Consider the following 23,169-nt stretch of genomic DNA (forward strand, 5'->3'; position numbering starts at 1 on the left):
TAAGACGTATGACCAGGGATATTTTGGACATCAATGATTTTACCATTCTGGTGGAAGTAGCCGATTCCGATAAAATCATTACAGATTCTTGCTATTTTGATGAGCCCGTAATCGCGGTAGCATTGTATGGCTCTGGCAATGTGCATTTGTCCATGAAATATGGTAATGAACAAAGGGATTATGATCATACCAAGGGCTTGGCACTCTCATTCTATGCCGATGAACGTGTGGAATGTGAACATACAGTTTCTGCGGAAAAATCGCTGCAATGTATTGTTATAGCCACCTCACCCAAAAACCTTCAAAAGTTGCCCAATAACGAAGGGGAATTGTTTTCAGAATTGTTAGGGCAATTGGTGAAACCATCGGATCATTATGTAGAAGGGCCTCGATTTTTTATGACCCCGGAGATGCAACATATTGTGGATGGCATTTTCAAAAATACTTATGAAGGCAAAGCCAAGATGATGTTTTTTCGAAGTCAGATTACTGCTTTGTTGTCCCACTTTTTTTGGCAACTGTCCACCTTGAAGGATGATGGGATTAAAAATATAGAACGTGAAAAATTATATGAGGCCAAAGAAATCCTATCTAATAATTTGGATACTCCTCCTTCACTAACCGAACTTTCACGGCAGATAGGATTGAACACGTTTAAACTTAAAAAAGATTTCAAGGAGCTTTTTGGGGTTCCTGTTTTCAAATATCTTCAGAATGAACGCATGACCAAGGCCCATGAGCTTATCCGAAAAAATGAAGCTACAGTTCAGGAAGCCGCATGGCACGTGGGATACGATAGTTTGAGTTCTTTTTCCAATGCCTTTGCCAAGAAATTTGGTTTTAGACCAAGTGAAATAAGAAGATAAGCAAGTAACTTAGTTCTTGGCAGCAGAAAAAATGGCCACCGTTTCTTTTTTCCCCTTAAGGGGAATACTTCCCATAGCTTTAAAGGTATAATCAGGTGAATCCAGATGCTTTTTCAATTTTTCGGAAAGAAGCAAATCACTTTTTAATGTATTGCACTGTCCTTGAATTCGGGCAGCAGTGTTAATGGTATCTCCGTGGTAGGCTATTTCCTTTTTGTATTTCCCAACTTCTGTCACGGTAACAATTCCCGCATGTACGCCTGCTTTAAAGAATGGAAGGCAATTATATCTCCCTTCGTAGTATGCTCTTTTTGCTTCTAGACGCTGTTTAAAATTATAAAAGGTCTTTAGTAAATTCTGACTTTCTATACCTTCCTCCAGCGGCCAAGTCAAAACTGCTTCGTCACCTACATATTGATATATTTCTGCCTCGTTGGAGATGGCAATGCCCAGATCATTGAAACAATCCTGCACCAGTTTGCTGTACGTTACATGGCCCAACCTTTCAGCTAGGATCGTGCTATCTTGAAGATCTAGAAACATAAAAATACGCAGCTCCTCGCGAGGCGTGTAAAACCTTCCCAAAAGTAATTTGGCCAAATTCCCTTCCCCCAACATTAGATTTACTTGTCTTAGTACCGCCAAAAACAGATCCACGGAAAACATATAAAAGTAAATGGCTCCACTGCCGCGATCAAACGCAAAGTCGAGCATGCTTACTGAAGTTCCAAATAGCAATTGGTAAACGCTATAGGCAGTAATGACCATCAACGTCAAGAATAGAATGGTATACAAAAACCGGATGAGCAATAACCGCTGGATGGACATAAACTTATAAATCCGCTCCTCAACCAAAATCTGAGCGGTTCCGGACATTAAACCTAAAATTGGACCAAGGATAACGGAGATTATAAAATTATTGGGAAAATCGAACTGAAGTAGACCCAACTCCTGTGTACCCACACCGCGAACAATGGCAAGAAAAAGACAGGCCAAGGTCCATCCGATCATGTAGAACCTGAGTATGCGCCACCGACGTTTATTGGTTTGTGAAAGCCCCATAAGTTCAAAGTTATCCTTTTCGAACAAATCATACTCCTTTTCGAACAACTTCTCCCCCAAGGGTCGTCCTAGTTTTGCCATGTAATTAAAAAACAAACAGTCATGAAAACATTTAGAGCCATCGGAATTGGAATATTGATTTGGATACTTGGTGTTAGCACATATGCCATGTCCTTTTACCTTCCCATAATGGATGATAAGGAACAACAGGCCAACGCGGTCTTATTTGCAGCGGTGATACCCTTGGTTTGGGCAGGGTGTTGGTTATACTACAAAAAGGGAGCTACAACACATGGTTGGCAACTTGGTCAGACATTGTTTTTAACAAGCGTCACCCTTGATGCATTGATCACCGTGCCCTTTCTGATTATCCCCAATGGAGGTAGTTACTACAGCTTTTTTACTGATTTCGGCTTTTGGTTGATCGCCCTTGAATTTATGATAGTGGCTGTACTGTATTGGTATATCAAAATCTATATAAAGCTTAATAAATACATATAATTTCTTTAAACAAACAATTATGAAAAACAACATTTTAGTATTGGGGGGAACTGGAAAAACAGGACGTAGAATCGTCCAAAAACTGAACGATAAAGGGCACAATGTGCGTATTGGTTCACGAAGTGAAAGTCCTGCTTTTGATTGGGATAAACCTGAAACCTGGGGCAATGTCTTGGAGGGAATGGAAAAGGTATACATTACTTTTCAACCCGATTTGGCGGTTCCGGGAGCTTTGGAAGCTATTGAAGGATTGGTAAAGGAAGCAAAAAGGAAAGGTGTGCAAAAATTGGTGTTGCTTTCTGGGAAAGGGGAGCGAGAGGCGGAATTATGTGAGCAGGTGGTCATTAATAGTGGTTTGGATCATACCATTGTAAGGGCTAGTTGGTTTAACCAGAATTTTAGTGAGAGTTTCTTTTTGGAACCTATTCAGAGTGGTTTTGTTGCCTTGCCTCAAGCAGATGTAAAAGTACCTTATGTTGATGCCGATGATATTGCAGATGTTGCGGTTGAAGCCTTGATTGGAGATCAGCACAACGGAAATATCTACGAATTGACAGGGCCAAGGTTTTTGACTTTTAGGGAAATCATCAATGAAATTGGACAAGAAGCGGACAGAGAGATAGCGTTTACCGCTATTGCTCTACCTGCTTATACCAAAATGCTTAAGGAACATGGTGTTCCAGAAGATTACGTTTGGTTGATCAATTATCTTTTCACCGAAGTTCTGGGTAATGAAGCAAATCAAGTTATCACACATGACATTGAGAAAGTTTTGGGTAGGAAACCCAAAGATTTTTCAGCCTATGTGAAAGAAACAGCGGTAACGGGTGTTTGGAACCAGCCAGTTGGAGTTTGATACGGTTCTCTTATTTAAAATGAAGCAGATCTAAAAGATCTGCTTTTTTTATGCTATTGCTCCTACCAAATGATTGTATGACATTCCGGCTAAAATGGCCAGTCCAAAGCTCAAAAGGGTTCCAATGAGCACATATTCGGTAAGTTTTCTGTTTTTGCCTTTGTTCAGGTCTCCAAAACGAAAAACCGATTTAGCCGTAATCAACAACCCTATTGCAGCCCATTGATTCAATAGGATAAAACCAAAAACAAATAGGCGCTCCAACATGCCAATATATGTTCCCGCATTTTTAAGGGAACCTCCTTCCGCATCATCACTTTTTTGAACTTCTTTAATGTATGGCGCCAAAAGCATTCGCATCAGAATTCCAGAAACATAGGTCACAAATACCAAGAAGGTAATGAACAAGAGGTTTTTTTCACCGAACAACACGGTGGGGTCAATTTGAAAGGGTTCGTACCAATATATAAGGAAAACGATGACCAATAAGTGAAGAGTTTGATCTAGCGCAAAAAGCCATCTAAAGTTTTTTTCGTTAGTGAAGGCAAGTTTGCCCAGATCAATCAGATAATGGGTAACGATTATAATGGCAATGATGCCCAGATGTTTAAATTGAAGTAGAATCAACAAAGCCAACAAATGAATTCCCATGTGCCAATAGAGGTATTTGGATTTCCATTTTTTATTTAGCTTATCATCGACCCAATGTGCAGGTTGGAATACAAAATCCCCCAGAAAATGGGCCAGTATCAATTTTAGAGCAAATAGCGTCATAGTTTTATGAGTTGGGAGATATAAAATTGGTTCATTTTTTTGACTTCATCAAATCCGGCACGAATCAATGCTTCGCTAATATTGCTTTGTGATTTATCCAGAATGCCCGCCAACTCTTTTTGGTTGGATTTAGGATGTTCTAGGGCGGTCCTCACGACCCTTGATGTAGCGGGCAACCAATGGTCCATACTCAATGCAGCCAGCTGGAGCATGAGGTTCATTGAGGTATCAAGTTCTTCGGAATTGGATTTTATGGCCAGGGTCTGTTTTTTCAAACCCTCAAAGCATTCCCCTGAGAATACAAAGGCGGAGCCATTGGATTCTGTTATTTTGTCTGAACTATAGTCTTTTTCGCCCAGACCAATACCCATACGAACATCTATGCCTTTCTTTTGTTTTAGGGTCGCTTTGATATGAATGGCCGCTTCTAGAGCTTTTTCCGGGAGTACCTCCAACTGGAAGCTATCACCGCGGTAAATTTCCCACTGTGCTGGCTCCTTCCCATAGGTGTTCAATACCCTTTTTAGGTTGGGCAACCAAGCTTCGGGAATATCCTTTCGGGAATTAATGATATCTCCGGTTATTATGGCCGTTGTTACTTTCATAATTCAAATATCGGTAAAATAACCGATAATTACAAATATCGGCAAAATAGCAGATAATATTAATTATCGGTAAAATAACCGATAGTAATAGAAAAGTATAAGCCCTTCCATAATTTACAGAAGGGCCTAATTTTCTAATTTGTTGGTTTTTCCCGGAAATTAGGGACGAGCGTTCCACGGTCCCAACTCAATTTCCAGGTTTCCACATTGGTATAGAGCCATTCATCTTCTGGGCCTAAACAATCATATCCTTTCTCTTTTTTAAAGATTATTTTTTCAGGTAGACCTCCTTCTTCATCAGGGAAAACGAATTTTTCAGAATAATAGGACGCATCTTCATCATTAAACTGTGAAAGTTCATATGCGATAAGGGCGCCTTCAAAGGCAAATACATAAATGCCCCCATTTTCTTCCCCGTCATGATTGGCATGATAATCTATATAGATTATCCCATCTAAATGTTCAATGCCTCTATCGCTATAAGTTTCTATACTAATAAAGCTGTTGTCCAATGGTATTTTCTTTTTGAACAAGCGTCCAAAATACATGCTCCGTATATTCAAAAGGGTTTTGTCTCCCTCCTTGGAGTAGGCGAAAAAATAGTTGGTTCCATCTACGGTTTTCTTTTCCAAAGAGAGCAATCCACCCAGAATATACCCGGTCATGTCATTGTACTCTACTTTGTAGAAAGGGGAATCATAGCCATTGTAAGGCCATGAGGAATCCGTCATTTCAATAATTTTCACCCATTCCCCAATTTTAAGGAGTTCCAAGACCTTAGATTCGGTATTGGGTTCAGCTCTTAACTTAACATCATTGCCAAAGACATAAACCTGTTCACCGGGTTCAAAGGGACATGTGACGGGACAATGGATACGTTGGGCAAAACTAAAGGTGACAGATAACAGGGCGGCAAAGACCGCAATTGTGCATTTTGATTTCATATTTCTGAATTTTAAGGATTAGGACAGTCCTTAGGGAGGTTGAAATATATACGGGCCAAAATGTTAAAATGGTTTTCCGTAATGCACTTAGGAAAGTCGTTTAGTAAAGATAGTAATGATAAACCAATAGGGATAAGATTTATTTTTCAGTTATCTGGAACATGGCATCAAAGGAATCGGCCAACAAGGCTGAGTGATTATCTTGATAAATTAATTTGCCTCCAAATTCCAAAGCTTTGGCAATGGTTGCATTAATATCCGCAACCTTGAAAAACACAGACCAATATTCATGTTTTCCCTTTATTTCATTGTCCACCTGTTGAATTGCAGTGATATTTTGTCCTTGACTGTTGTAAACCAAGAATCTTTTGTTTTCGGTTTCTTCAATGGTCCAATCGAAAAGATGGGTATAGAACTCCAAAACCAAACCTTCATCCGAAACATAGAGCTCGTTCCATACCATAGTATTTTCCTCATCCAAGGTCCGGCCATTTAATTGGTTTCCATCATACACCGTAAAACCAGCACCGGAAGGATCTCTAATCAGAGCAATGGAGCCAAAATCACCTGTGGATTCTGTCAATTCAACCTTTCCTCCCATAGCTTGAGCCTTAGATACCGTAGCGGCAACACTGGTCACTTGAATATAAGGCATCCAAAAAGAAGGCATCCCCATGTTTACAAAAGTCTCCGGCATCAGATATAGGCCCGAAACCTCTTTTTTTGACTTGTAGGCATAGTGGTAATCAGTATCTACTTGCTGATAGCCCCAACCAAAGATTTTTGAATAAAACTCTTTGGAAACTTTGAGGTCAAAAGTTGAAAGATCTGTCCAGATAAAATTATTTGCTTTCATTTATTTGGTTTTGGTTGCCAACTTGGGGGCATGATCAATACTTTTAGTTTGTTGACAAAACCAGGAGTGTCAGAAACTTTGGCAAACAAACGTTGTAGCCCATGAAGGAACACTTTGATGGGGTTGTTTGAGTTTATGGGTTTATCGATGCCATACCTCACTTTTTCAACCTCTGGTTCAAAGGTACCCAACATTCTGTCCCAAATAATAAGGATGCCTGCATAGTTCTTGTCCCAATATTGTCTGTTTGACCCATGGTGCACTCTATGGTGCGAAGGGGTATTGAAGATATATTCAATAGGTTTTGGAAGCTTTTTAATGACCTCCGTATGCAACAAGGTCTGAAAGACCTGTACAAAAACTTCGGATAATAATACTAAAATGGGGTCGAAGCCCAACATTACGATGGGTAGGGAAAACAAAATGGGAAAAACAGCATCAAGAGGCCCAAATCGATAGGCAACTGACATATTAAAGTGTTTTGAGCTGTGATGAACGGTATGTGTTGCCCAACCCAGACCAACACGATGCATCATTCTATGGTCCCAGTAGTAAGCAAAATCTGCCAGTAGGATACAGCTTATAACCGTGGCCCAGTTAATAGGCAGATGAGGTAAACTAAAGTTTTCATAGACCCAAAAATAGATTTTGGTGATGGCAAGGATTCCCAAGATGTATTCAATCAATACAAAACCACCAAAGGTGATGATGTTGGCAATGGAGTCAAAAATAACGTCCGTTGTCAATCTTTTAAGCACCGTGTACCGAATCAGTTCAATTAAAAAGAAGGGGATGATGATATAAACAAGACTCCAATCGTTGAAAATGGAAAACCAATATTCCACATCGACCCAACTAAGTTCTTTTGATAAAAATTCTATCATTTTCTAAGGTATTTTGTTCCAAATTTCAGTGTCGGCATAGCCGTAATAATCATAACTCAATTGTAACTGTGTTCCGGAAATGGATCTTATTTCACAGGGGATTTTATAACGCTCACCCTCATAATCCAACCGGTAAATCCCCGTGTAGGTTTTGGATTTTTCAAGAGTTATCTCCAAGATGGTGTCATTTGCTTTTTGGGAATTGCCGTATTCATCCAAATAAGCAATGGTAACTCCTATCATTTTTTCGTTACTTTCCTTTATTTCATTGATGACTGCCCCTCTGAACTCTTCTGAATCATACTGGACCTTCCATTTTCCCAATAAAAAGTCATTACTATCATTATGGGTTTCTTTGGATGGTTCCAAAGTTTCAGGTGGAGTCTTAACAGCCACTTTATTTTGAGTTGATTTTGATTGATTGGCCAATAAATGGGGAATTCCGGCCAGAACGGCTATCACTCCCAAGCTAGTGATCAATAATTTAAGATTCTGCATTGCTATTACTTTAGGAAACAAAAATAGATAGGGGGTATGGATAACTTTTTGACCTATATCAAAAAATCACTTTTGAGCCCTTAATCGACTCAGAGTTTCTTGGGACATTCCTAAAAAGGAAGCAATATGGCCAAGTTTTGCCCTTTGATCTAAACCAGGCATTTCCCGCATGGTAAGCTCATATTTTTCCTTTGCGGTTAGATCTTGAAAGTTTTTGGTGATGAAATCCATGACGGCATACTGTTGTTCAATGAAACATCTTGCAAATTTTTCAAATTCACGAAAGTCATTGATCAATTCTTGGAACTGACTTTTTGAAACAACAAATACATCACTATCCTCGACCGCCTCTATGGATTCAAAACTGGGTTGGTTGGCATAAAAACTGTACCACGAGGTAAAAAATTCGTTCTCCGAATAAAACCAATAGGTCCTTTCCTTGCCCTTGTTAAGGTAATATGAGCGAAAAATCCCTTTCTCTACAAAGTAATAATGCTTGCAATACTTACCTTCTTCAATGAGTGTGGTATTTTTTTGAACTCGAATCTTGGAAAACACATCAGCTATTCTGGACTCCAGTTCCTTGTGAACCAAAGAAAACTCTCTTATTTGTGCTATCAGGTTTTCCATGGTTTTAAAGATATTCTTTTTGGAGAGAACCAAAATGGCCAACAATCACTTTGAGCAAAAAAATTACTGGACGCGCCAAGGGGGATTCAGCCTGTTTTCACCAGCAAAATATAGAATCAATTGATTATTGTCGGGGTCACGGAGTCTGGCTTCCCTCCACAACCAAGTACGGTCCGAAGGTGGTTCATCAAAATGGATGCCCTTTTCTTTTAGTATGGTGACCTTTTCATCCAGGTCAGTGCATTCAAAATAAATGGAAACGCCTTCTCCTTTTGGTAGTTCTTCCACTAAATGGACCGAAAAGGTACTGTTGCCATTGGGGCAGACAAAGCGGGCATAATGCGGAAGCGCTTTTACAATTAATTGTAATCCCAATGTGCTATAAAAAACAATGCTGTTTTCTACGTTTAGTGAAGGGACACTAATTTGGTTGAGGTTCATGAAATTGGATTAAGAATACATTCCAAAATACGATTTTCGTTTTATAGGGGAGTTTAAAAATGGGACAAAAAAAGAAGCCACGTCCATGGCCGGCGTGGCTTCTAAAATCAACAAAAAACACTATCCTCTTCTTCCCTTCTCCTGCATTTTCTTTTTGCCGTTCATTCCTTTTTTTAACTTCAATTTTTTCCAGGTTTGGTATTGTTCCTTGGTCAATACCTCTTTCATTTTTTGTTGATGTGCAATTTGACGGTCCAATCGGGCACTTTCAAACTCAAATTGCTCATCGGAGCTTGGTCTTTTCCATTCTCCGCTTTCCTTTTTTGCTTGGATTTCGGCAAATCGCGCTTTGCGATACTTGACCTGTTCCAAGCTAATGTCCATCACCTTGGCTTGTTGCGCTTTGGTGAGATCTAGGGCCAAGGTCATTTTTTTTGTTTTCAGGGTGGCCATCTGCTCGGCCGTCATGTCCATTTTTGGACTTTTTCCCATTCTTGGTCCGGCATGTCGTTGTGCCATTGCACCCATCGTGGTCAATAAGACCAATAATACTGTTAATTGCTTCATATGTTTAAATTTTAATGATTTGATGGTTGGACAATGCTCGTGCATGATGGTTTAACCAACAAATCGGAATTTATGAAGCATTTAACACAAAAAATATGGGGTGCTACTCTTGATCTGACACAAAATCTTTTTGAGTTTCTTCTAGCTCATCAGTATCCTCAAAATCGGTTTCTACAACCGTGGAGGAATTCACTTGATTTTGAAACTTTTCTTCCTGTTCAATTCCATAATAGATAATGGAAGCTATCACAAAACAGGAGAAGTAGATAAGACTCTTGATTTTGTAGGTCATGATTTTGAGATTTGGGAATACTAAAATAGGGAAAGCAAGGGCACTTAACCACCATATGTTGTGAAATGGCCTTTTTTAGATGTGAATGGGATAAAATGCGTGGTATAATCGATAAAATGCATTGTTTATCCAAAAAAGGCCATTTCCTATGGTAAATTCTTACAACATTGGACTATTTGGGCTCCAGAATCAAATCAATACGCTCCAAGGCATCTTGAAGATGGTACCTACTCATAGTATCCGAGATTCGTCCCAGGCCACTTCTAACATCCCGTTTCAAATTATTGAGCTCTGCTCTGGCTACGGAACGAATATCAGATTGGCTGGTGTTCACCGCGGTGGATTTTCTATACCCACCAAAGTCTGGTAGTTTTCCTTGATTTTGTGCCGTCATCAAATATTCCAGACGGTCGATATGGGCTTTTTGAAGATTTCTTCTATAAGTATCTATGGATTTACCACTTCTAGTCTCCGACCAAATACCCCGTCTTAAGTCTCGCATCATTTCTAATAAACCGTAGGCTTCGTTTCCATTAATGGTTTCATTTTCTATGATACGGGCAAGTTTCCCCAACTGCAAAATGTTGTTCAAATAACTCACTTGCATGGAGCGAATTCGTTCCACAGATCCAGAATATTCCGTTTTATTGAAAATCTGCTGATCTATCAACCAATTTGGAGTTTTGAACAATTGCTCTTGCATAAAAGCCATGCAGTTTTTCTGGTGCTCTTTGTTCACATGGGTATACACGGCTCCTTCTTGTCCTGCGGTTTTGTAGTGCTCATAAACACCCCCTATATTATTGGAAACATGCCCCATATAGCGTCTGAACTGCGAAACGACCTGTCCATAAAGTGTTCCAAGATTGTCATAATCCTCACCATCTTCGGTGGTCCATTCCATAAGTTTGGGGACAATACGTTTTAAATTCTCAATACCATATAAACTTGCCTTAATGGCGTCATCTCCCAAATCCTCTGTTTGTGAACTTGGATCGTGTACATCTCCCACTTGTTGATGTCCGAATCTGTACATAGGGTCGTTTTCATGTTCCCTGATCCAGCTATTTAAAATGGATTTTTCATCTTCTGCCGATGTGTTCAAGATAGGTTTGTACCCCCAACGAATGGCATATTTGTCATAAATTCCAATATCTGGCATTAAGGCTACCCCTTTATCTTCCGGCTGAGCAACATAATTGAACCGTGCATAATCCATTATGGATGGAGCGGTACCATATTTTTGGGTAAAGCTTTTGGAACGCAACGAATCAACTGGATAGGCCACACTACTTCCCATATTGTGAGGAAGACCTAAGGTATGACCCACTTCGTGGGCTGAGACAAAACGAATCAATCTGCCCATAATTTCATCTTTAAAGGCAACACTTTGCGCTTCAGGATTAATAGCCGCGGTTTGAACGAAGAACCAATTTCGAAGCAAGGTCATTACATTATGGTACCAGTTGATGTCCGATTCCAATATTTCACCGCTCCGTGGATCACTTACATGGGGCCCATTGGCATTGGGAATGGGCGAAGCCAAATAACGCACTACGGAATAGCGTACATCCTCAGGGGACCATTCAGGATCTTCATCCTTTGTTGGAGGTTCCTTGGCCAGAATGGCATTTTTAAATCCGGCTGCCTCAAAGGCCACCTGCCAATCTTCGATTCCTTGTTTTATATAAGGAAGCCATTTTTTTGGAGTTGCACGATCTACATAGTATATGATAGGCTTTTTGGGCTCAACCAGTTCCCCGGCTTTGAACTTTTCAATATCCTCATCCTTGACTTCCAATCGCCAGCGATCTAAATAACGAACAGTTTTGCTTTCTTGGGCATCCAGGCCATAATCTACCTGACCCCGAGCAAACCATCCAACCCGCTCATCAAAATAGCGGCGTTTCATTGGTTCTTTTGGCAAAAGAATCATGGAATTGTTGATCTCTATGGAAATAGAACCCAAACTTTGGTTGCTCGGAGGCGAACCTGCTGCATACGTTTTTACGTGCCGTGCCTCAATGTTTAAGGGATAGCTTTTAACAGATTCGATGTAACTGCGTTCTCCATCCATTCTACTCACTTTATATCGTTTGCGATAAAAATCGGGCATGCCAACAGCTTTAACATCCTTGGTGAATAATGGATCTATCTCAATGACAGTTGCTGGATTTAAGGAATCTTTTTTATTGAAGGCCTTGATATTGAACGCAAAGAGTACCGGCTCAAAATTTGAATTGACAACAGCTTCATGTACAGGGAGTGAATCCGCTGCAACATTTCCGTAGGAAACAACCCGGAGCAATACCTTTTTTGGCTTTTTTTCCCATCGAAGTACCTGGGTGTTTATTTTTCCTCCACCAAAACCAATTCCGGTCGCAGTTTTAGAAATTCTGCTTACCATCAACATTTCCCTATTAAATAGAGAATCTGGAATCTCGTAATAATGTTTGTCATCTACTTGGTGAACCTGGAAAAGCCCTTCATCAGTTTTAGCCTCTTTGGTGATTACCTTATCATAAGGTTTAATATCACCTTTTTTGGGTTTGGCATCCGCTTTTTGTTCGGTCTTCTTCTTTTTCTTTTTAAAAAGTTGTGCATCTGAAGTTTGAGCGGCGCCTAGAAGAAAAAGGGCCAGAAAAACTTTGGTAAGAACGTTTTTGATCATTTAATGTCGGTTTGATATAATGAATAGCCACCAAAGAACCTAAAAAACATAAAAACAGACTGTTAAATAAATATTAACTCTCATATTTTTTCAAATCCATATTAATCTTTGGGAGCATCCAATTTTACTGATGGTTTCCGTTGAAACGCTACGTATAGTTGAGCTCAGCCGGAATTCTTTTTTCCTTAAAAAAACGAAAAAGTTGTAACAATTTAGAATTTGTATAGTCTTATAAGCATACATCATCAATCAAAAAATTCAATCAAAAATGAACAAGTTATTAATGATTTACGGTTGTGTACTCCTTAGCAGTTCCGCCGTAGCAGAAACACCACAAAGTACTGCGGTCCCTGTTGTAGAAACCAAAGAGGAAACTTCCAGTACGTTTGAGAACAATTTTACAGTATTGCAGATCAATGCTGAGGTAAAGGAAACGGCTTCAAGGTTATACACTAAGTATAACGAAGAATCCTTTGAGCTTAATTTAAATGAAATAGAATTCGTGGAAGAAGAATCCATGGAAGATTTGGGGTTTGACACCTCGGATTATCTTCCGGAGGGCTTTGATCCTTATGAAACCTATTTTGATTTGAATTCCATTATATACATAGAAGACGAAACTGAGTTGAACCTGGATTTCAATACCTCGGAGTATTTGCCAGAGGGATTTGATGCCTATGCTGAAATAGTGGATGTTCACTCCATCAATTATATGGAACATGAAGATAGTGATTTGGGTTTCAATACCAAGGACTACTTGCCAGAAGGGTTTTCGCCTTACGAAGTATATGTTGATTTGAATTCTATCCCATACATTGAGGAAGAAGTTGAGCTTACCTTGGAATTGAACAGCGAATATATGTTGCCTGAAGGATTTGATCCTTATGAAGGTTCTGTAAGCATAGCTTCCATCAATTTTATTGAGGAAGATAATATAGAATTAGGATTTGATACAACAGCGTATCTTCCTGAAAACTTTGACCCATACACTGGGCAAGCCAAGTAGGATGTTTTAATTTTCATTTTACAAATTTTTGAGTTAGTTAGTTATGAAAAGCCCTCTTTGAGAGGGCTTTTTGATGTTTTAAGGTCAATTTGAACCTATTTACAATGCTTTGATGTCACTTAACAAAAAAATAACACAGAAATCGACCAAGTGTAAATGGCAAAGAATAGGTTTTAACATTATCAATCCTACAAAATTTCCTTTCCAAAACAGCAAGGTTTTCAATAATTGAAACCGAGAATTAACGACTCCGTTTTTACCTTGTTTCCCCTGCTACGTTAACAAAAAACTAATTGTAATAAACTTCACATAATGTGGTTTTACCTTTGTATAACAAATCAAAAACGACAGTTATGAAATACAGAAATTACATCTTAGGGGCACTTACAGGAATTGTTTCGATTACTGCAGTTAGTGCCAATAAATTAAATGCTCCTAAAGAGGAGTTTGACATCAATAAAGTGGTGTTCATTGAAGAAGATCAGGATTGGGATCTAGGATTTGACACTGCTCTTTATCTTCCTGAAAACTTTGACCCATATAACGGAAAGTTTTCATTGAAGGCCATCAATTATATTGATGAGTGTGATAAGATAGAATTAGGGTTCGATACTTCAGGGTATTTACCAGTAGGTTTTGACCCCTATATACAATAAAGTTAGTTTCATACTTTTTTGAGTTAGTTAGTTTGTTTTGAGCCCCTCCTTCCGGAGGGGTTCTTGTTTTAGAACAACAGCGGTATCACAAACTGAAAAACTAGTATCAATAACCCAACGGCAATTAGATTCAAGATTATTCCAACCCTGGCCATTTGGGCAATTTTTACATAACCACTGGCAAAAACAATGGCATTTGGAGGTGTGGCCATGGGCAACATAAAGGCACAGCTACTGGCAATGGTCACAGGAATCAATAAATATAGGATGGGAATCTCCAGTCCTATGGCAATACCCGCTACTACGGGTGCTAAAACAGCTACTAAGGCAACATTGCTCATTAGTTCCGTCATAAAGAGCATTAACAAGATCAATAAGGATGCCGTCAATAAAATACTGATATCGCTACTGGCAATTGCAGCGGCCACCATATCAACGATACCGCTGGTGGACATTCCCTTGGCCAAAGCAAGTCCACCACCAAACAGGATCAAAATACCCCATGCAAGTTTAGAGGTATCTTTCCATCGAATAATGAAATCTCCTTTTTTCAGGTTATAAGGAATTGCAAACAATGCAATAGCGGCAAAAATACTGATCATGGTATCTGTAAGCCCTAGTTTTGGGAAAATGGCGTTGATAAGTGTTCTAAAAATCCATAGAAAAACGGTAACTCCAAAAATGGCAAGAACTAATTTTTCTTTTCCGGAGGTAGGGCCAAGTTTTTCAAGTTCTGTATCAATTACCTCTTTGGAGGCATTGAACTTTAAATCCCGATTGGGAAACATCCATTTTACAAGGACCACATAGCAAATTGTGACCATAATTATGGAAAAGGGGAGCCCCAAGGTCATCCATTTTAAAAATGAAATCTCTGTATTGTATTCGTTTTCCAAAAGCCCGATTAGCACAGAGTTTGGTGGTGTGCCAATAACAGTGGCAATTCCACCAGCATTCGCAGAAAAGGCGATTCCAAGCATCACACTCAGGGCAAAATTCTTATCGTTTTTGGTAAATCCGTCCTCATCATTGATTAAGAGGTTGATGACAGATAATGCTATGGGCAGCATTACAACCGTACTGGCCGTATTGCTGATCCACATGCTCAACGAAGCAGTGGCAATCATAAACCCCAGGATTACTTTGTTGGGGGTTGTGCCCGTAAGCCGAATGATATTTAAGGCAATTCGCTTGTGCAGATTTACCTTCTCCAAAGCCAAAGCCATCACAAATCCACCAAAGAAGAGAAAAACAATGGGGCTTCCATAATTGGCCCCAACTTCTGCGATTGGCAGTATTTTGAGAAGGGGCAACAATAGCAAGGGAAGCAATGCGGTTACGGATATTGAAACCGCTTCGGTAATCCACCAAATCAGCATCCATACGGCGACGGCAATTACGGAATCGCCTTTTTCGGAGACCAGCTCCATGGGTAGATTAATTAAGATAAGGAAAGCGATTGGGCCTAAAAGGAGTCCCAGGATTTTGGATTTTTCCATTTCAGAAGCTAGAATTCAAGGCTCTAAAGATAGCAGTCTCACGGTCATAAAAAAAACCCTCCTTTAAAGGAGGGTTTTCATCAATAAACCAAACTCAAATAATTTAAGCAGTATAAAAAAATTATAGACTTAAACGTAATCTTGCAAAGAGGTAACGGCCACTGTATCCAAATTGCGATGTTCTTCTTGAGTACACAAATTGATCTCCAGAGGTTCCACCGGCCCTATTTTCATCCGGATACACATCTAAAAGATTGTTGGCACCAACGGTCAATGACAGGTTTTCGGAAAATGATTTGGTCACCGTAAGATCGGTCACCAATTTTCCCCCGTAAATAGCGTCATCACTTACCGTAGTTCCTGCAACTCTGGCATCTCCGTTAAAATCATCTGGATCGGTAACTTCACCGAAGTAAACATTCCTCAAAAGAAAATCCCATGAATTGTACGAAACCATATTGGTAAGGTTCAATTTGGTTCGTGGTTGAGCCAAGGTCAAGAAAGCTTCCTCTTGCCCATCAAAGAAAGAACCACTCAATCCGGCATTGGCAATCAGGGTAGGGACAAAAATATCTTCTACCTCGGTCTTGTTGAAGGTTGCCGCTAAATCATTTTTAAGGGTGGCATCTCCCCATGTGGTCTTGTGCGAAAGCACAACATCCAAACCAGAGGATTTTGTGTCGATGGCGTTGACAAAAAAGCGTGCACTGGTGGCGCCTGCAGATTCGAAAATTGATGTGAGCTCAGGATCACCACCATTGCCAAAACTTCCACTGTAAACAATTCGATCATCAATATTGATCAAGTATCCGTCAATTGTTATGGTGAATTCACCAAATTTTCCAGTCAGACCTGCGCTAAAACTGTTGGAAGTTTCTTCTCTTAATTTGTCAATCCCAATTAGAGAGGCAGCTCTACTATCATTGGTGAAAGTGCCTTGTTCAAATGGAACATTATCCACAAAAACCGTGCTTGTTCTGCTGAAAAATTGTTGGTGCAAGGAAGGCGCACGGAAACCTGAACTGCTAGCAGCTCTAAGTGCAAGATTCTCTGATAGCTTCAGTCGGGTGGCCAGTTTATAATTGAAAGTGCTGCCGAAATCAGAATAATTCTCATATCTACCTGCCAAACTCAGCAACCAATTTTCTGTAAAATCTGCTTCGAAATCTGCGTATAGTGAAATATTGTTTCGGAACTTTTCCGTGGCATTACCTGGATCATACCCTCGGAATACTTGGGCTCCTCCACCTAAAGGTACTCCGGTAAAATTATTTCTCACCAATTGGTCATCCGGTGTAACACTGTTCACTGGGTTTCCGTTGATATCATAGCTGGTATATGAGGATTCTTCCCCAGCCACAATTTCATATTTTTCAACCTTATATTCTGCACCGAATGCCATGTTGAATCCTTCAAAAATATCTTCATGGAATCTGTTGAAATCCAAATTGGTCGTGTTCTGGGTAAAACCTAATCCGCCAGCATCAAAAGAGCGCGGAGTGGCTACACCAAGGGTACCATTGCTTGAATTTCCAACTGTAATGTCAAAAGTGTTCCTTCCGTAGGTGTTGGAGAAATCCACATCCCATTCATTTATTTTTCCGCGAATACCGATAGCCAGCGATTGATCTAAAATATCCGTACCGATATTTGGCAAAAATCCATTCGGAAATGCCGGAGTATTGGCACGACCATCACCTTGGGCAGGTCTTCTGTAAAAACCGGACGCCAAGCCTTGACGATAACTGATACCACCAAAGCCATAGATTTCAGTAGTTTCAGATACTGGAACGGACATATTGGCAAAGAATTTACCTTCTCGAAGTCGAGATGTACCTACCTTAAACCTAAAATCCTTACGGGTAAGTCCACGGGCAGAAAGCTCATCTTCATCGGCATCAAAGCCCAAAAGATCACGAAATGTGGCAATATCGGTTTCATTATTCAAGTTCAATCCCGCAATTTGATCTTTAACGGTTTGATCCAAATAACCAATGCTTTGTGCTGCGGTGGCGTAATCTTGCAAGGTCATATCGGCAACAGTCCCTCCACCAGCAGCGAAAATGCGTTCGGCGCCGTGAAACCCTTGGAAAATATCGCCTGCGTAGTCTTTGTTTCTCAACGCTGGTTCACGTGTGGAAAGGGATCCCGTAAAATTAATATACCCCCTATCTCCGATCGGTAGTCCAAAGTTGGCATCCAACTGAAATTTTTCTCCATCACTGCCGCCTTCAAATTGATTGCTGTTTTCGCTAAAGTTGGCTCCAGACGTTAATGAAAGGTCCAATTTTCCAGTGGCTTTTTTCAAAACAATATTGATTACCCCTGCAATGGCATCTGAACCGTATTGAGCTGCAGCTCCATCACGAAGCACTTCAATACGTTGAATGGCCGCTGCTGGAATCGCATTCATATCTGTTCCCACACTACCGGCACCAACGGTGCCATTAACATTGATTAGCGCGGTGTTGTGTCGTCTCTTGCCGTTGATCAATACCAAAACCTGATCGGGGCCCAATCCACGAAGCGAAGCCGGATCTATATGATCTGTACCATCGGAAACGGTTTGCGATTGGGAAGTAAAAGAGGGTGCCACATAATTCAGTATTTGATTTACACTGACCTGGGGACCTTGATTGGCGATGGCTGCCACATCGATAACATCAACTGGTACCGTAGTTTCGGTTGCAGTTCTATTGGGGTTTCTAGAACCCACTACCACCACATCTTCTAACTGGGCAGCATCTTCTGCGAGAATTATATTGATGACAGATTGACCATTTAAGGCTATTTCCGTTGTTTTGAAACCAAGATAGGAAACCACAAGAATTGCATTTTCATCGTCAAGTTCCAGAGTGAAATTACCATCAAAATCGGCTTGGGTACCATTGGTGGTGCCCTTGACCAAAATGTTAGCGCCAGGCAATGGATTGCCATCAGCATCCTTTACAGACCCTCTAATTTCTTTTTGGTCTTTTGTGTGGGCGTCCATTTTATCCAGAGATTGCTTTTTAAGGACAATCTGGTTTCCATTTATGGAATATTCCAAACTTTCTTGGGCTGTAAGTCTGTCAAGAACGGTAAAAATCTTTTCGTTGGAAGCGGATAATGATGTTCTTTTGGTATCATCAATTTCCTTTACGTTGTAAAAAAACTTGAAGCCTGACTGTTTTTTTATTTCATTGAGCACTTCTTTTAAAGGAACATCCTTAAAGTTAAAACGTACTTTTTGCTGCGAGTAGATATCACTGGCAGAGAGCTGGCAAATAATAAAGAATGTAAGCAAAAGACTTATCTTCATTTTGAGCGACATTTTTGCATTGGCCACCAAGAATAAGGGTGACTTGAAAACCATGCTTTTTTTCATAATTTTGAGTGTTTGATTGTTAATAATCCTTGTTAGCGATCTAGTATTGGGGAAGGTGGTGCAACACCTTCCCTTTTTTATTCTGAAATTGTAATTACATTATCTTCAATTTTATAGGTAAATGGTGTACTTGTAGCTATGGTTGACAAGATGGTCCCAATACTTTCGTTTTCGAACTCTCCTTTGAACACTTCGTTCTTTAGGTGTTCAACTTGATTTATAATGGAAACGTTGTGCGTTCTTTCCAGCTTGGCTAAAATCTCTTCAAAAGAGAGATTGTCTATGATCAATCTATTTTCCATCCAACTTGTGTAGATTCGGGTATCCACTTTCTTTTTGGACATACTGCCATTTTCTTTAACAAAAGCCGCCTGATAACTCGGGGTCAATAAAATTTTTGCATCGGGATTAGAGTTTTCATAGACATTTACAGCACCTTCCACGAGTGTGGTCGCGATTGCCCCATCGGATTTATAAGCCGAAACATTGAATTGTGTACCTAGAACTTTAATATCCAAGTTTTCAGCATTTACAATAAAAGGCCTTTTTTCATCCCTGGTCACATCAAAATAGGCCTCACCGTCTAGATAAACTATTCGGTTTTGAGTGGTAGCACTTAAATTTCGTGGAAATTTCAGTCGAGTTCCTGCGTTCAGCCAAACCTTTGTTCCGTCAGAAAGCGTCAGGTTAAAAGTTTGCCCATATGGCACGTAAATTTCATTAAATACAAGATTTTGGTCCGTTCCATTGTTAAGTTGGCTAAAATCTAAACCTTGCGCTTGTTTTTTAGCAATGGTGTTTCCATCCTTGTCAACAAGTTTGGTAGAGCCATCGGTGGTAATGATTTGCTTTGTTCCATCCTCTAGGGAAATAACAACATTGTTTTGCCCATTTTCATCAGCTCTTTCATTTTGGACAACAGCATCAGACCGCTCCAAATAACCTTGGGATTGGAATATAAATATGCCAACGGACAATAATCCGATAAAAATGGCAGCATATTTCAGGAAACTTGATGGAGTCCAGTTTTTGGATTGTTTTTTCTCGACAGTACCTAAAAACCTTTTGAAAGCCTCATTTTCATCAAAATGATGGTAAAGGGTATTTTTTGAGCGTTTTCTTATCTCTTCTTTGAAAAACTCCAGGTTCTCCTTCTTCATGAGCACCCATTTTTTTAGAATTTTCCGCTCCGCAGGCGAGATGGTCCTTGCTAAAAACTTCTCAATTAGTGTTTCCTTGTTTTGCATTTTCACATAGGATTGTGTTATAAAGATGCAGGATGTTCAAAAAACCCCTATTTATTTTATTTTTTTAATTTTAACCAGTTTACCTCAAACTATGGACGAGCAAGAACTTGTTGGAAAATTGAAGCAGGGAGAGATTCAGGCTTATGAGTATTTGTTCGATCAATACTACGATTGGTTGTGCAATTACATTTTTCAATTGAGTGGGGATAGAAACCTATCCAAGGACATTGTTCAGGATGTAATGGTAAAGATTTGGGAAAAGAAAAAACAGATAACCATAAAAGGTTCTTTAAAGGGATATTTGTTTAAGTCATGCCACAACCAATTTTTACAGCAGCTTCGGAAGCAAAAGAAACAGCCCGATTTATTGGATAAGATTCGGTGGGATACGATCTACGAGAGTTATTTTGAGCAGAAGGAAGACGATACGTACCTGAATTCAACTTTGGTAAAACTGGAAGAACTTATTGATAAGCTGCCGCCAAAATGTAAAGAGATTTTTATCATGAACAAGCTGGAGCGTAGAAAGTATCGAGAAATAGCCCAGGATATGGGCATCTCTATTAAAACTGTCGAGAATCAGATGTCCAAGGCCCTTCGCATTATTCGAGAGAATGCTTCAATATTGATGTTTTAGCTTCCCCTTACTTTCCCATATTTAATAAACAATGGAATCTGCGGCAATTTTGGGGAGTTCGTAATTACCATAATCCAAAATAATTTGGTGGTTATTTAAGCTTTGCTCTTCATTTTGACTTACTTCCGTGTTATACAGATAGACCTTTTGTAGTGTTTTGAATTCACCAAGCGATGGGATAAAGGAACCTTTAAAATTGGTGTGGGTCAGATTTATTGATTTTAAATGTTGCAATTGTTTCAAAAAAGCTATCCCATTTCCGGATACGGAAGTATTATCCAGTTTTAATAGGGTCAAATGAGGCAATGTGGTGAGTTTTTCAAAAATACCATCGGTTATCTGGGTTCCCCCAAGGTCCAAAACCACTATTTGTTCTTTTATCGGATTCAATATATCAAAGTCACTATCGCCAAAAGATGGTTTGTTGATACAGGAAACGGTTAAAAAGTTTGAAGTGTTGTTAACCTGCTGCACATGGATTCCAAATTTCTTTATTGACACAATTGAATCTAAAGGAATCGCAGCAACGGTGGTGTCAGGATAAATGTTGTTTTTCTTTTGAGGAAAGAATGATAGGAAAAGCTCTTTTTCTAATCCCAATTGCCCAATGGTTGTTTCTGATGGATTGCCGTTGGATATCCATGTTTTTATCAAAATGAGTTCTTCCTTGGTTAGTTGGGTTTTTTCCTTCGGAGGCATATGGTCTTCATGGTCTTTGGGCAATACAAGTCTACTAAAAAGTGGGCTTTCTTCCGGATTGTTTTGTACAATGACCTCTCCATTCTCACCCCCTTTCAACATGTCTTCCAAAGAATGGAGTTTTAATTTCCCCTTGGCCTTTTTAGGATTATGACAGCTCACACATTTGTTATTGATCAATGGTTGAACCACGTCTTCATAAAATAGGGAGGTCTGCCAGTTTTCCTCATTGAGCGCGATGGTTTTTTCTTCAAATGTCTCATGCCCAAAAAATGACTTCACTGAATTGGGAAAGGGTTCAAGCAAGTAGCCTTTTCCATGGGTGATATCACCACCCAAATGCCCTGTGAATGAAACCAAAACAAATAAAAGAATAGAAAACAACAGAGTTGGAAATCGCATCAGAAATACCATTAAAGGTGTTTCAGTGAGTCTCAAATACATCAAAAAACAAAACAGTGTAGTAATGATACCCAGCCACAGATGCCATTTTATTGTAGCAAAAGCGTAACCTTCACCTAAATACTGCAGATAACCCGTCAAACATGTAAATGCTGAACAGAAGCCTGCCCATAAAAATACAAGGGCGATGATTTTAGTATATGCATGGATTTTTCTGTCGTACCACTGCAATAAAAGCCCCAAAATGATAAAGCCAATGGGCAAATGAACCAAAAGAGGGTGTAAGCGACCTAAAAACTGCTTGAGAATATCCATAGGGAGGGTTATTCAATTTTCATTCTTTTTTTCAAGGCATTCATGATGAATACATTGGCTTTCCATTGGTCTGCAACGGGAATTTGGGTATACGGAAGTGCCGGTAAATAGGTAGGAGGTCCAAATTCTGAAGTCACCGTGACATTCTGTTGCCCTTCGGCCCAACGTTTACGAATGATTTGCTCCCAAATATCCAAATGCCTGTCCAAAGCTTTTTTCCACTCAGGTGCTTCTGGGTCGTTCACCTGGGGACCCTCGGCATGCCCAACCCTTGCATGGATGTGATAGGTACGATCAATAATTTGTTCTAAGTCTCCGTCCTGTCCCTCAAGCAAGGATTCATGAACTACCATCCAATGGCTAATGTCCAAGGTCAATCTTAAATCTGGGATTGTACTAACATACTTTTTGGTGTCCGGAAGGTTATAACTAAAGCGTCCACGGTGGGTTTCATGATAAACGGGAATTCCACTTTCTTTGGAAATTTTGTTTGCGACATCGATAAAAGCTTGATTCTGTTCTTGTGTGAAAAAATCACTTCCCGTATGGCAATTGATTAACACAGGGTTCCATTTGACAAGAACCTTGAGTTTTTCTTCAAATTGGGTTAAACTTTGGTCAAACGGAACTCCTTTATGAGTTCCATGCATTAAATTGAGCAGCAATCCGTGCTTTTTTAAGGCAGTTTTAAGCGCTTCTTGACTTTCATTATCAGAAGGCAACCATACATCGATGCCATCAAATCCAGAAGTTTTTGCTCTTTCACAAAAGGCATCCCAGGAGAGCGTGTTCCCCCAATTGGTTTGAAAAAAAAGCAGTTTTTGCTCTTGGGCATGTAGACGGCCCAAAAGAAGTACGAAGAGGACAGTAAGAATGTTTTTCATCAATATGTAA

General features: G+C 39.7%; 23 protein-coding genes. 6 read left to right on the forward strand and 17 right to left on the reverse strand.

The window, feature by feature from the left end; translation table 11 throughout:
- Positions 1-8 precede the first annotated feature (8 nt).
- Positions 9-866 (forward strand): helix-turn-helix domain-containing protein, encoded by an 858-nt coding sequence (locus ACOQO1_RS17185; protein WP_420604116.1) that lies wholly within the window; start codon positions 9-11, stop codon positions 864-866.
- 9 nt (positions 867-875) lie between these two features.
- On the opposite strand, the gene ACOQO1_RS17190 is transcribed toward ACOQO1_RS17185, so the two are convergent.
- The gene (locus tag ACOQO1_RS17190; RefSeq protein ID WP_420604117.1) at positions 876-2,009 is read right to left on the reverse strand and encodes an adenylate/guanylate cyclase domain-containing protein; all 1,134 of its coding nucleotides are present in this window, start codon (positions 2,007-2,009) and stop codon (positions 876-878) included.
- 21 nt (positions 2,010-2,030) lie between these two features.
- Between ACOQO1_RS17190 and ACOQO1_RS17195 the strand changes: the two genes are divergently transcribed.
- Both ACOQO1_RS17195 and ACOQO1_RS17200 read left to right on the forward strand, forming a co-directional pair.
- Complete coding sequence (locus ACOQO1_RS17195; RefSeq protein ID WP_420604118.1) at positions 2,031-2,429, forward strand: DUF5367 family protein; 399 nt, start codon at positions 2,031-2,033, stop codon at positions 2,427-2,429.
- Between the two features lie 19 nt (positions 2,430-2,448).
- Positions 2,449-3,285 (forward strand): NAD(P)H-binding protein, encoded by an 837-nt coding sequence (locus tag ACOQO1_RS17200; RefSeq protein WP_420604119.1) that lies wholly within the window; start codon positions 2,449-2,451, stop codon positions 3,283-3,285.
- Positions 3,286-3,333: 48 nt separating this feature from the next.
- Here the strand turns inward: ACOQO1_RS17200 and ACOQO1_RS17205 are convergent, their stop codons facing one another.
- The 11 genes from ACOQO1_RS17205 to ACOQO1_RS17255 form a co-directional block, all read right to left on the reverse strand.
- Complete coding sequence (locus ACOQO1_RS17205) at positions 3,334-4,059, reverse strand: DUF3307 domain-containing protein (RefSeq protein WP_420604120.1); 726 nt, start codon at positions 4,057-4,059, stop codon at positions 3,334-3,336.
- Positions 4,056-4,664 (reverse strand): transcriptional regulator, encoded by a 609-nt coding sequence (locus ACOQO1_RS17210; protein ID WP_420604121.1) that lies wholly within the window; start codon positions 4,662-4,664, stop codon positions 4,056-4,058. The genes ACOQO1_RS17205 and ACOQO1_RS17210 overlap by 4 nt, the downstream gene beginning before the upstream one ends.
- Positions 4,665-4,798: 134 nt before the next feature.
- Positions 4,799-5,608 (reverse strand): SH3 domain-containing protein, encoded by an 810-nt coding sequence (locus tag ACOQO1_RS17215; protein WP_420604122.1) that lies wholly within the window; start codon positions 5,606-5,608, stop codon positions 4,799-4,801.
- Positions 5,609-5,747: 139 nt separating this feature from the next.
- Positions 5,748-6,464 carry a VOC family protein gene (locus ACOQO1_RS17220; protein ID WP_420604123.1) on the reverse strand — a complete coding sequence of 239 codons (717 nt, stop codon included), beginning with the start codon at positions 6,462-6,464 and terminating at the stop codon, positions 5,748-5,750.
- Positions 6,461-7,348 carry a sterol desaturase family protein gene (locus tag ACOQO1_RS17225; protein ID WP_420604124.1) on the reverse strand — a complete coding sequence of 296 codons (888 nt, stop codon included), beginning with the start codon at positions 7,346-7,348 and terminating at the stop codon, positions 6,461-6,463. The genes ACOQO1_RS17220 and ACOQO1_RS17225 overlap by 4 nt, the downstream gene beginning before the upstream one ends.
- 3 nt (positions 7,349-7,351) lie before the next feature.
- Entirely contained in the window at positions 7,352-7,846 is a 495-nt protein-coding gene (locus ACOQO1_RS17230; protein WP_420604125.1) for a hypothetical protein, read from the reverse strand.
- Between the two features lie 66 nt (positions 7,847-7,912).
- Positions 7,913-8,476, reverse strand: a complete 564-nt coding sequence (locus ACOQO1_RS17235; protein WP_420604126.1) for a Crp/Fnr family transcriptional regulator — start codon at positions 8,474-8,476, stop codon at positions 7,913-7,915.
- Between the two features lie 63 nt (positions 8,477-8,539).
- Positions 8,540-8,917 (reverse strand): VOC family protein, encoded by a 378-nt coding sequence (locus tag ACOQO1_RS17240; protein WP_420604127.1) that lies wholly within the window; start codon positions 8,915-8,917, stop codon positions 8,540-8,542.
- 120 nt (positions 8,918-9,037) lie between these two features.
- Positions 9,038-9,484, reverse strand: a complete 447-nt coding sequence (locus tag ACOQO1_RS17245; RefSeq protein ID WP_420604128.1) for a hypothetical protein — start codon at positions 9,482-9,484, stop codon at positions 9,038-9,040.
- Positions 9,485-9,587: 103 nt separating this feature from the next.
- Complete coding sequence (locus ACOQO1_RS17250) at positions 9,588-9,776, reverse strand: hypothetical protein (RefSeq protein ID WP_420604129.1); 189 nt, start codon at positions 9,774-9,776, stop codon at positions 9,588-9,590.
- A 172-nt stretch (positions 9,777-9,948) separates the two neighbouring features.
- Complete coding sequence (locus ACOQO1_RS17255) at positions 9,949-12,447, reverse strand: zinc-dependent metalloprotease (protein ID WP_420604130.1); 2,499 nt, start codon at positions 12,445-12,447, stop codon at positions 9,949-9,951.
- A gap of 268 nt (positions 12,448-12,715) precedes the next feature.
- On the opposite strand from ACOQO1_RS17255, the gene ACOQO1_RS17260 reads away from it, so the two are divergent.
- Both ACOQO1_RS17260 and ACOQO1_RS17265 read left to right on the forward strand, forming a co-directional pair.
- Entirely contained in the window at positions 12,716-13,453 is a 738-nt protein-coding gene (locus ACOQO1_RS17260; RefSeq protein WP_420604131.1) for a hypothetical protein, read from the forward strand.
- Positions 13,454-13,806: 353 nt separating this feature from the next.
- Positions 13,807-14,109, forward strand: coding sequence for a hypothetical protein (locus tag ACOQO1_RS17265; RefSeq protein ID WP_420604132.1), 303 nt, complete (start codon positions 13,807-13,809; stop codon positions 14,107-14,109).
- A gap of 68 nt (positions 14,110-14,177) precedes the next feature.
- Here ACOQO1_RS17265 and ACOQO1_RS17270 read toward each other — a convergent pair whose 3' ends face one another.
- From ACOQO1_RS17270 to ACOQO1_RS17280, 3 genes are all read right to left on the reverse strand, one after another.
- Complete coding sequence (locus ACOQO1_RS17270; protein WP_420604133.1) at positions 14,178-15,608, reverse strand: SLC13 family permease; 1,431 nt, start codon at positions 15,606-15,608, stop codon at positions 14,178-14,180.
- A 121-nt stretch (positions 15,609-15,729) separates the two neighbouring features.
- Entirely contained in the window at positions 15,730-18,975 is a 3,246-nt protein-coding gene (locus ACOQO1_RS17275) for a TonB-dependent receptor domain-containing protein (RefSeq protein WP_420604134.1), read from the reverse strand.
- A 77-nt stretch (positions 18,976-19,052) separates the two neighbouring features.
- On the reverse strand, positions 19,053-20,222 hold the full coding sequence (locus ACOQO1_RS17280; RefSeq protein ID WP_420604135.1) for a FecR family protein: 1,170 nt from the start codon (positions 20,220-20,222) through the stop codon (positions 19,053-19,055).
- A 91-nt stretch (positions 20,223-20,313) separates the two neighbouring features.
- Here ACOQO1_RS17280 and ACOQO1_RS17285 point away from each other — a divergent pair, with 91 nt between their 5' ends.
- On the forward strand, positions 20,314-20,859 hold the full coding sequence (locus ACOQO1_RS17285; protein WP_420604136.1) for an RNA polymerase sigma factor: 546 nt from the start codon (positions 20,314-20,316) through the stop codon (positions 20,857-20,859).
- Positions 20,860-20,880: 21 nt separating this feature from the next.
- Here ACOQO1_RS17285 and ACOQO1_RS17290 read toward each other — a convergent pair whose 3' ends face one another.
- The gene (locus ACOQO1_RS17290; protein WP_420604137.1) at positions 20,881-22,275 is read right to left on the reverse strand and encodes a c-type cytochrome domain-containing protein; all 1,395 of its coding nucleotides are present in this window, start codon (positions 22,273-22,275) and stop codon (positions 20,881-20,883) included.
- A gap of 8 nt (positions 22,276-22,283) precedes the next feature.
- Complete coding sequence (locus tag ACOQO1_RS17295; RefSeq protein ID WP_420604138.1) at positions 22,284-23,159, reverse strand: sugar phosphate isomerase/epimerase family protein; 876 nt, start codon at positions 23,157-23,159, stop codon at positions 22,284-22,286.
- Positions 23,160-23,169 lie beyond the last annotated feature (10 nt).

The sequence above is a fragment of the Flagellimonas sp. genome (assembly GCF_965222555.1).
Taxonomy (GTDB): domain Bacteria; phylum Bacteroidota; class Bacteroidia; order Flavobacteriales; family Flavobacteriaceae; genus Flagellimonas.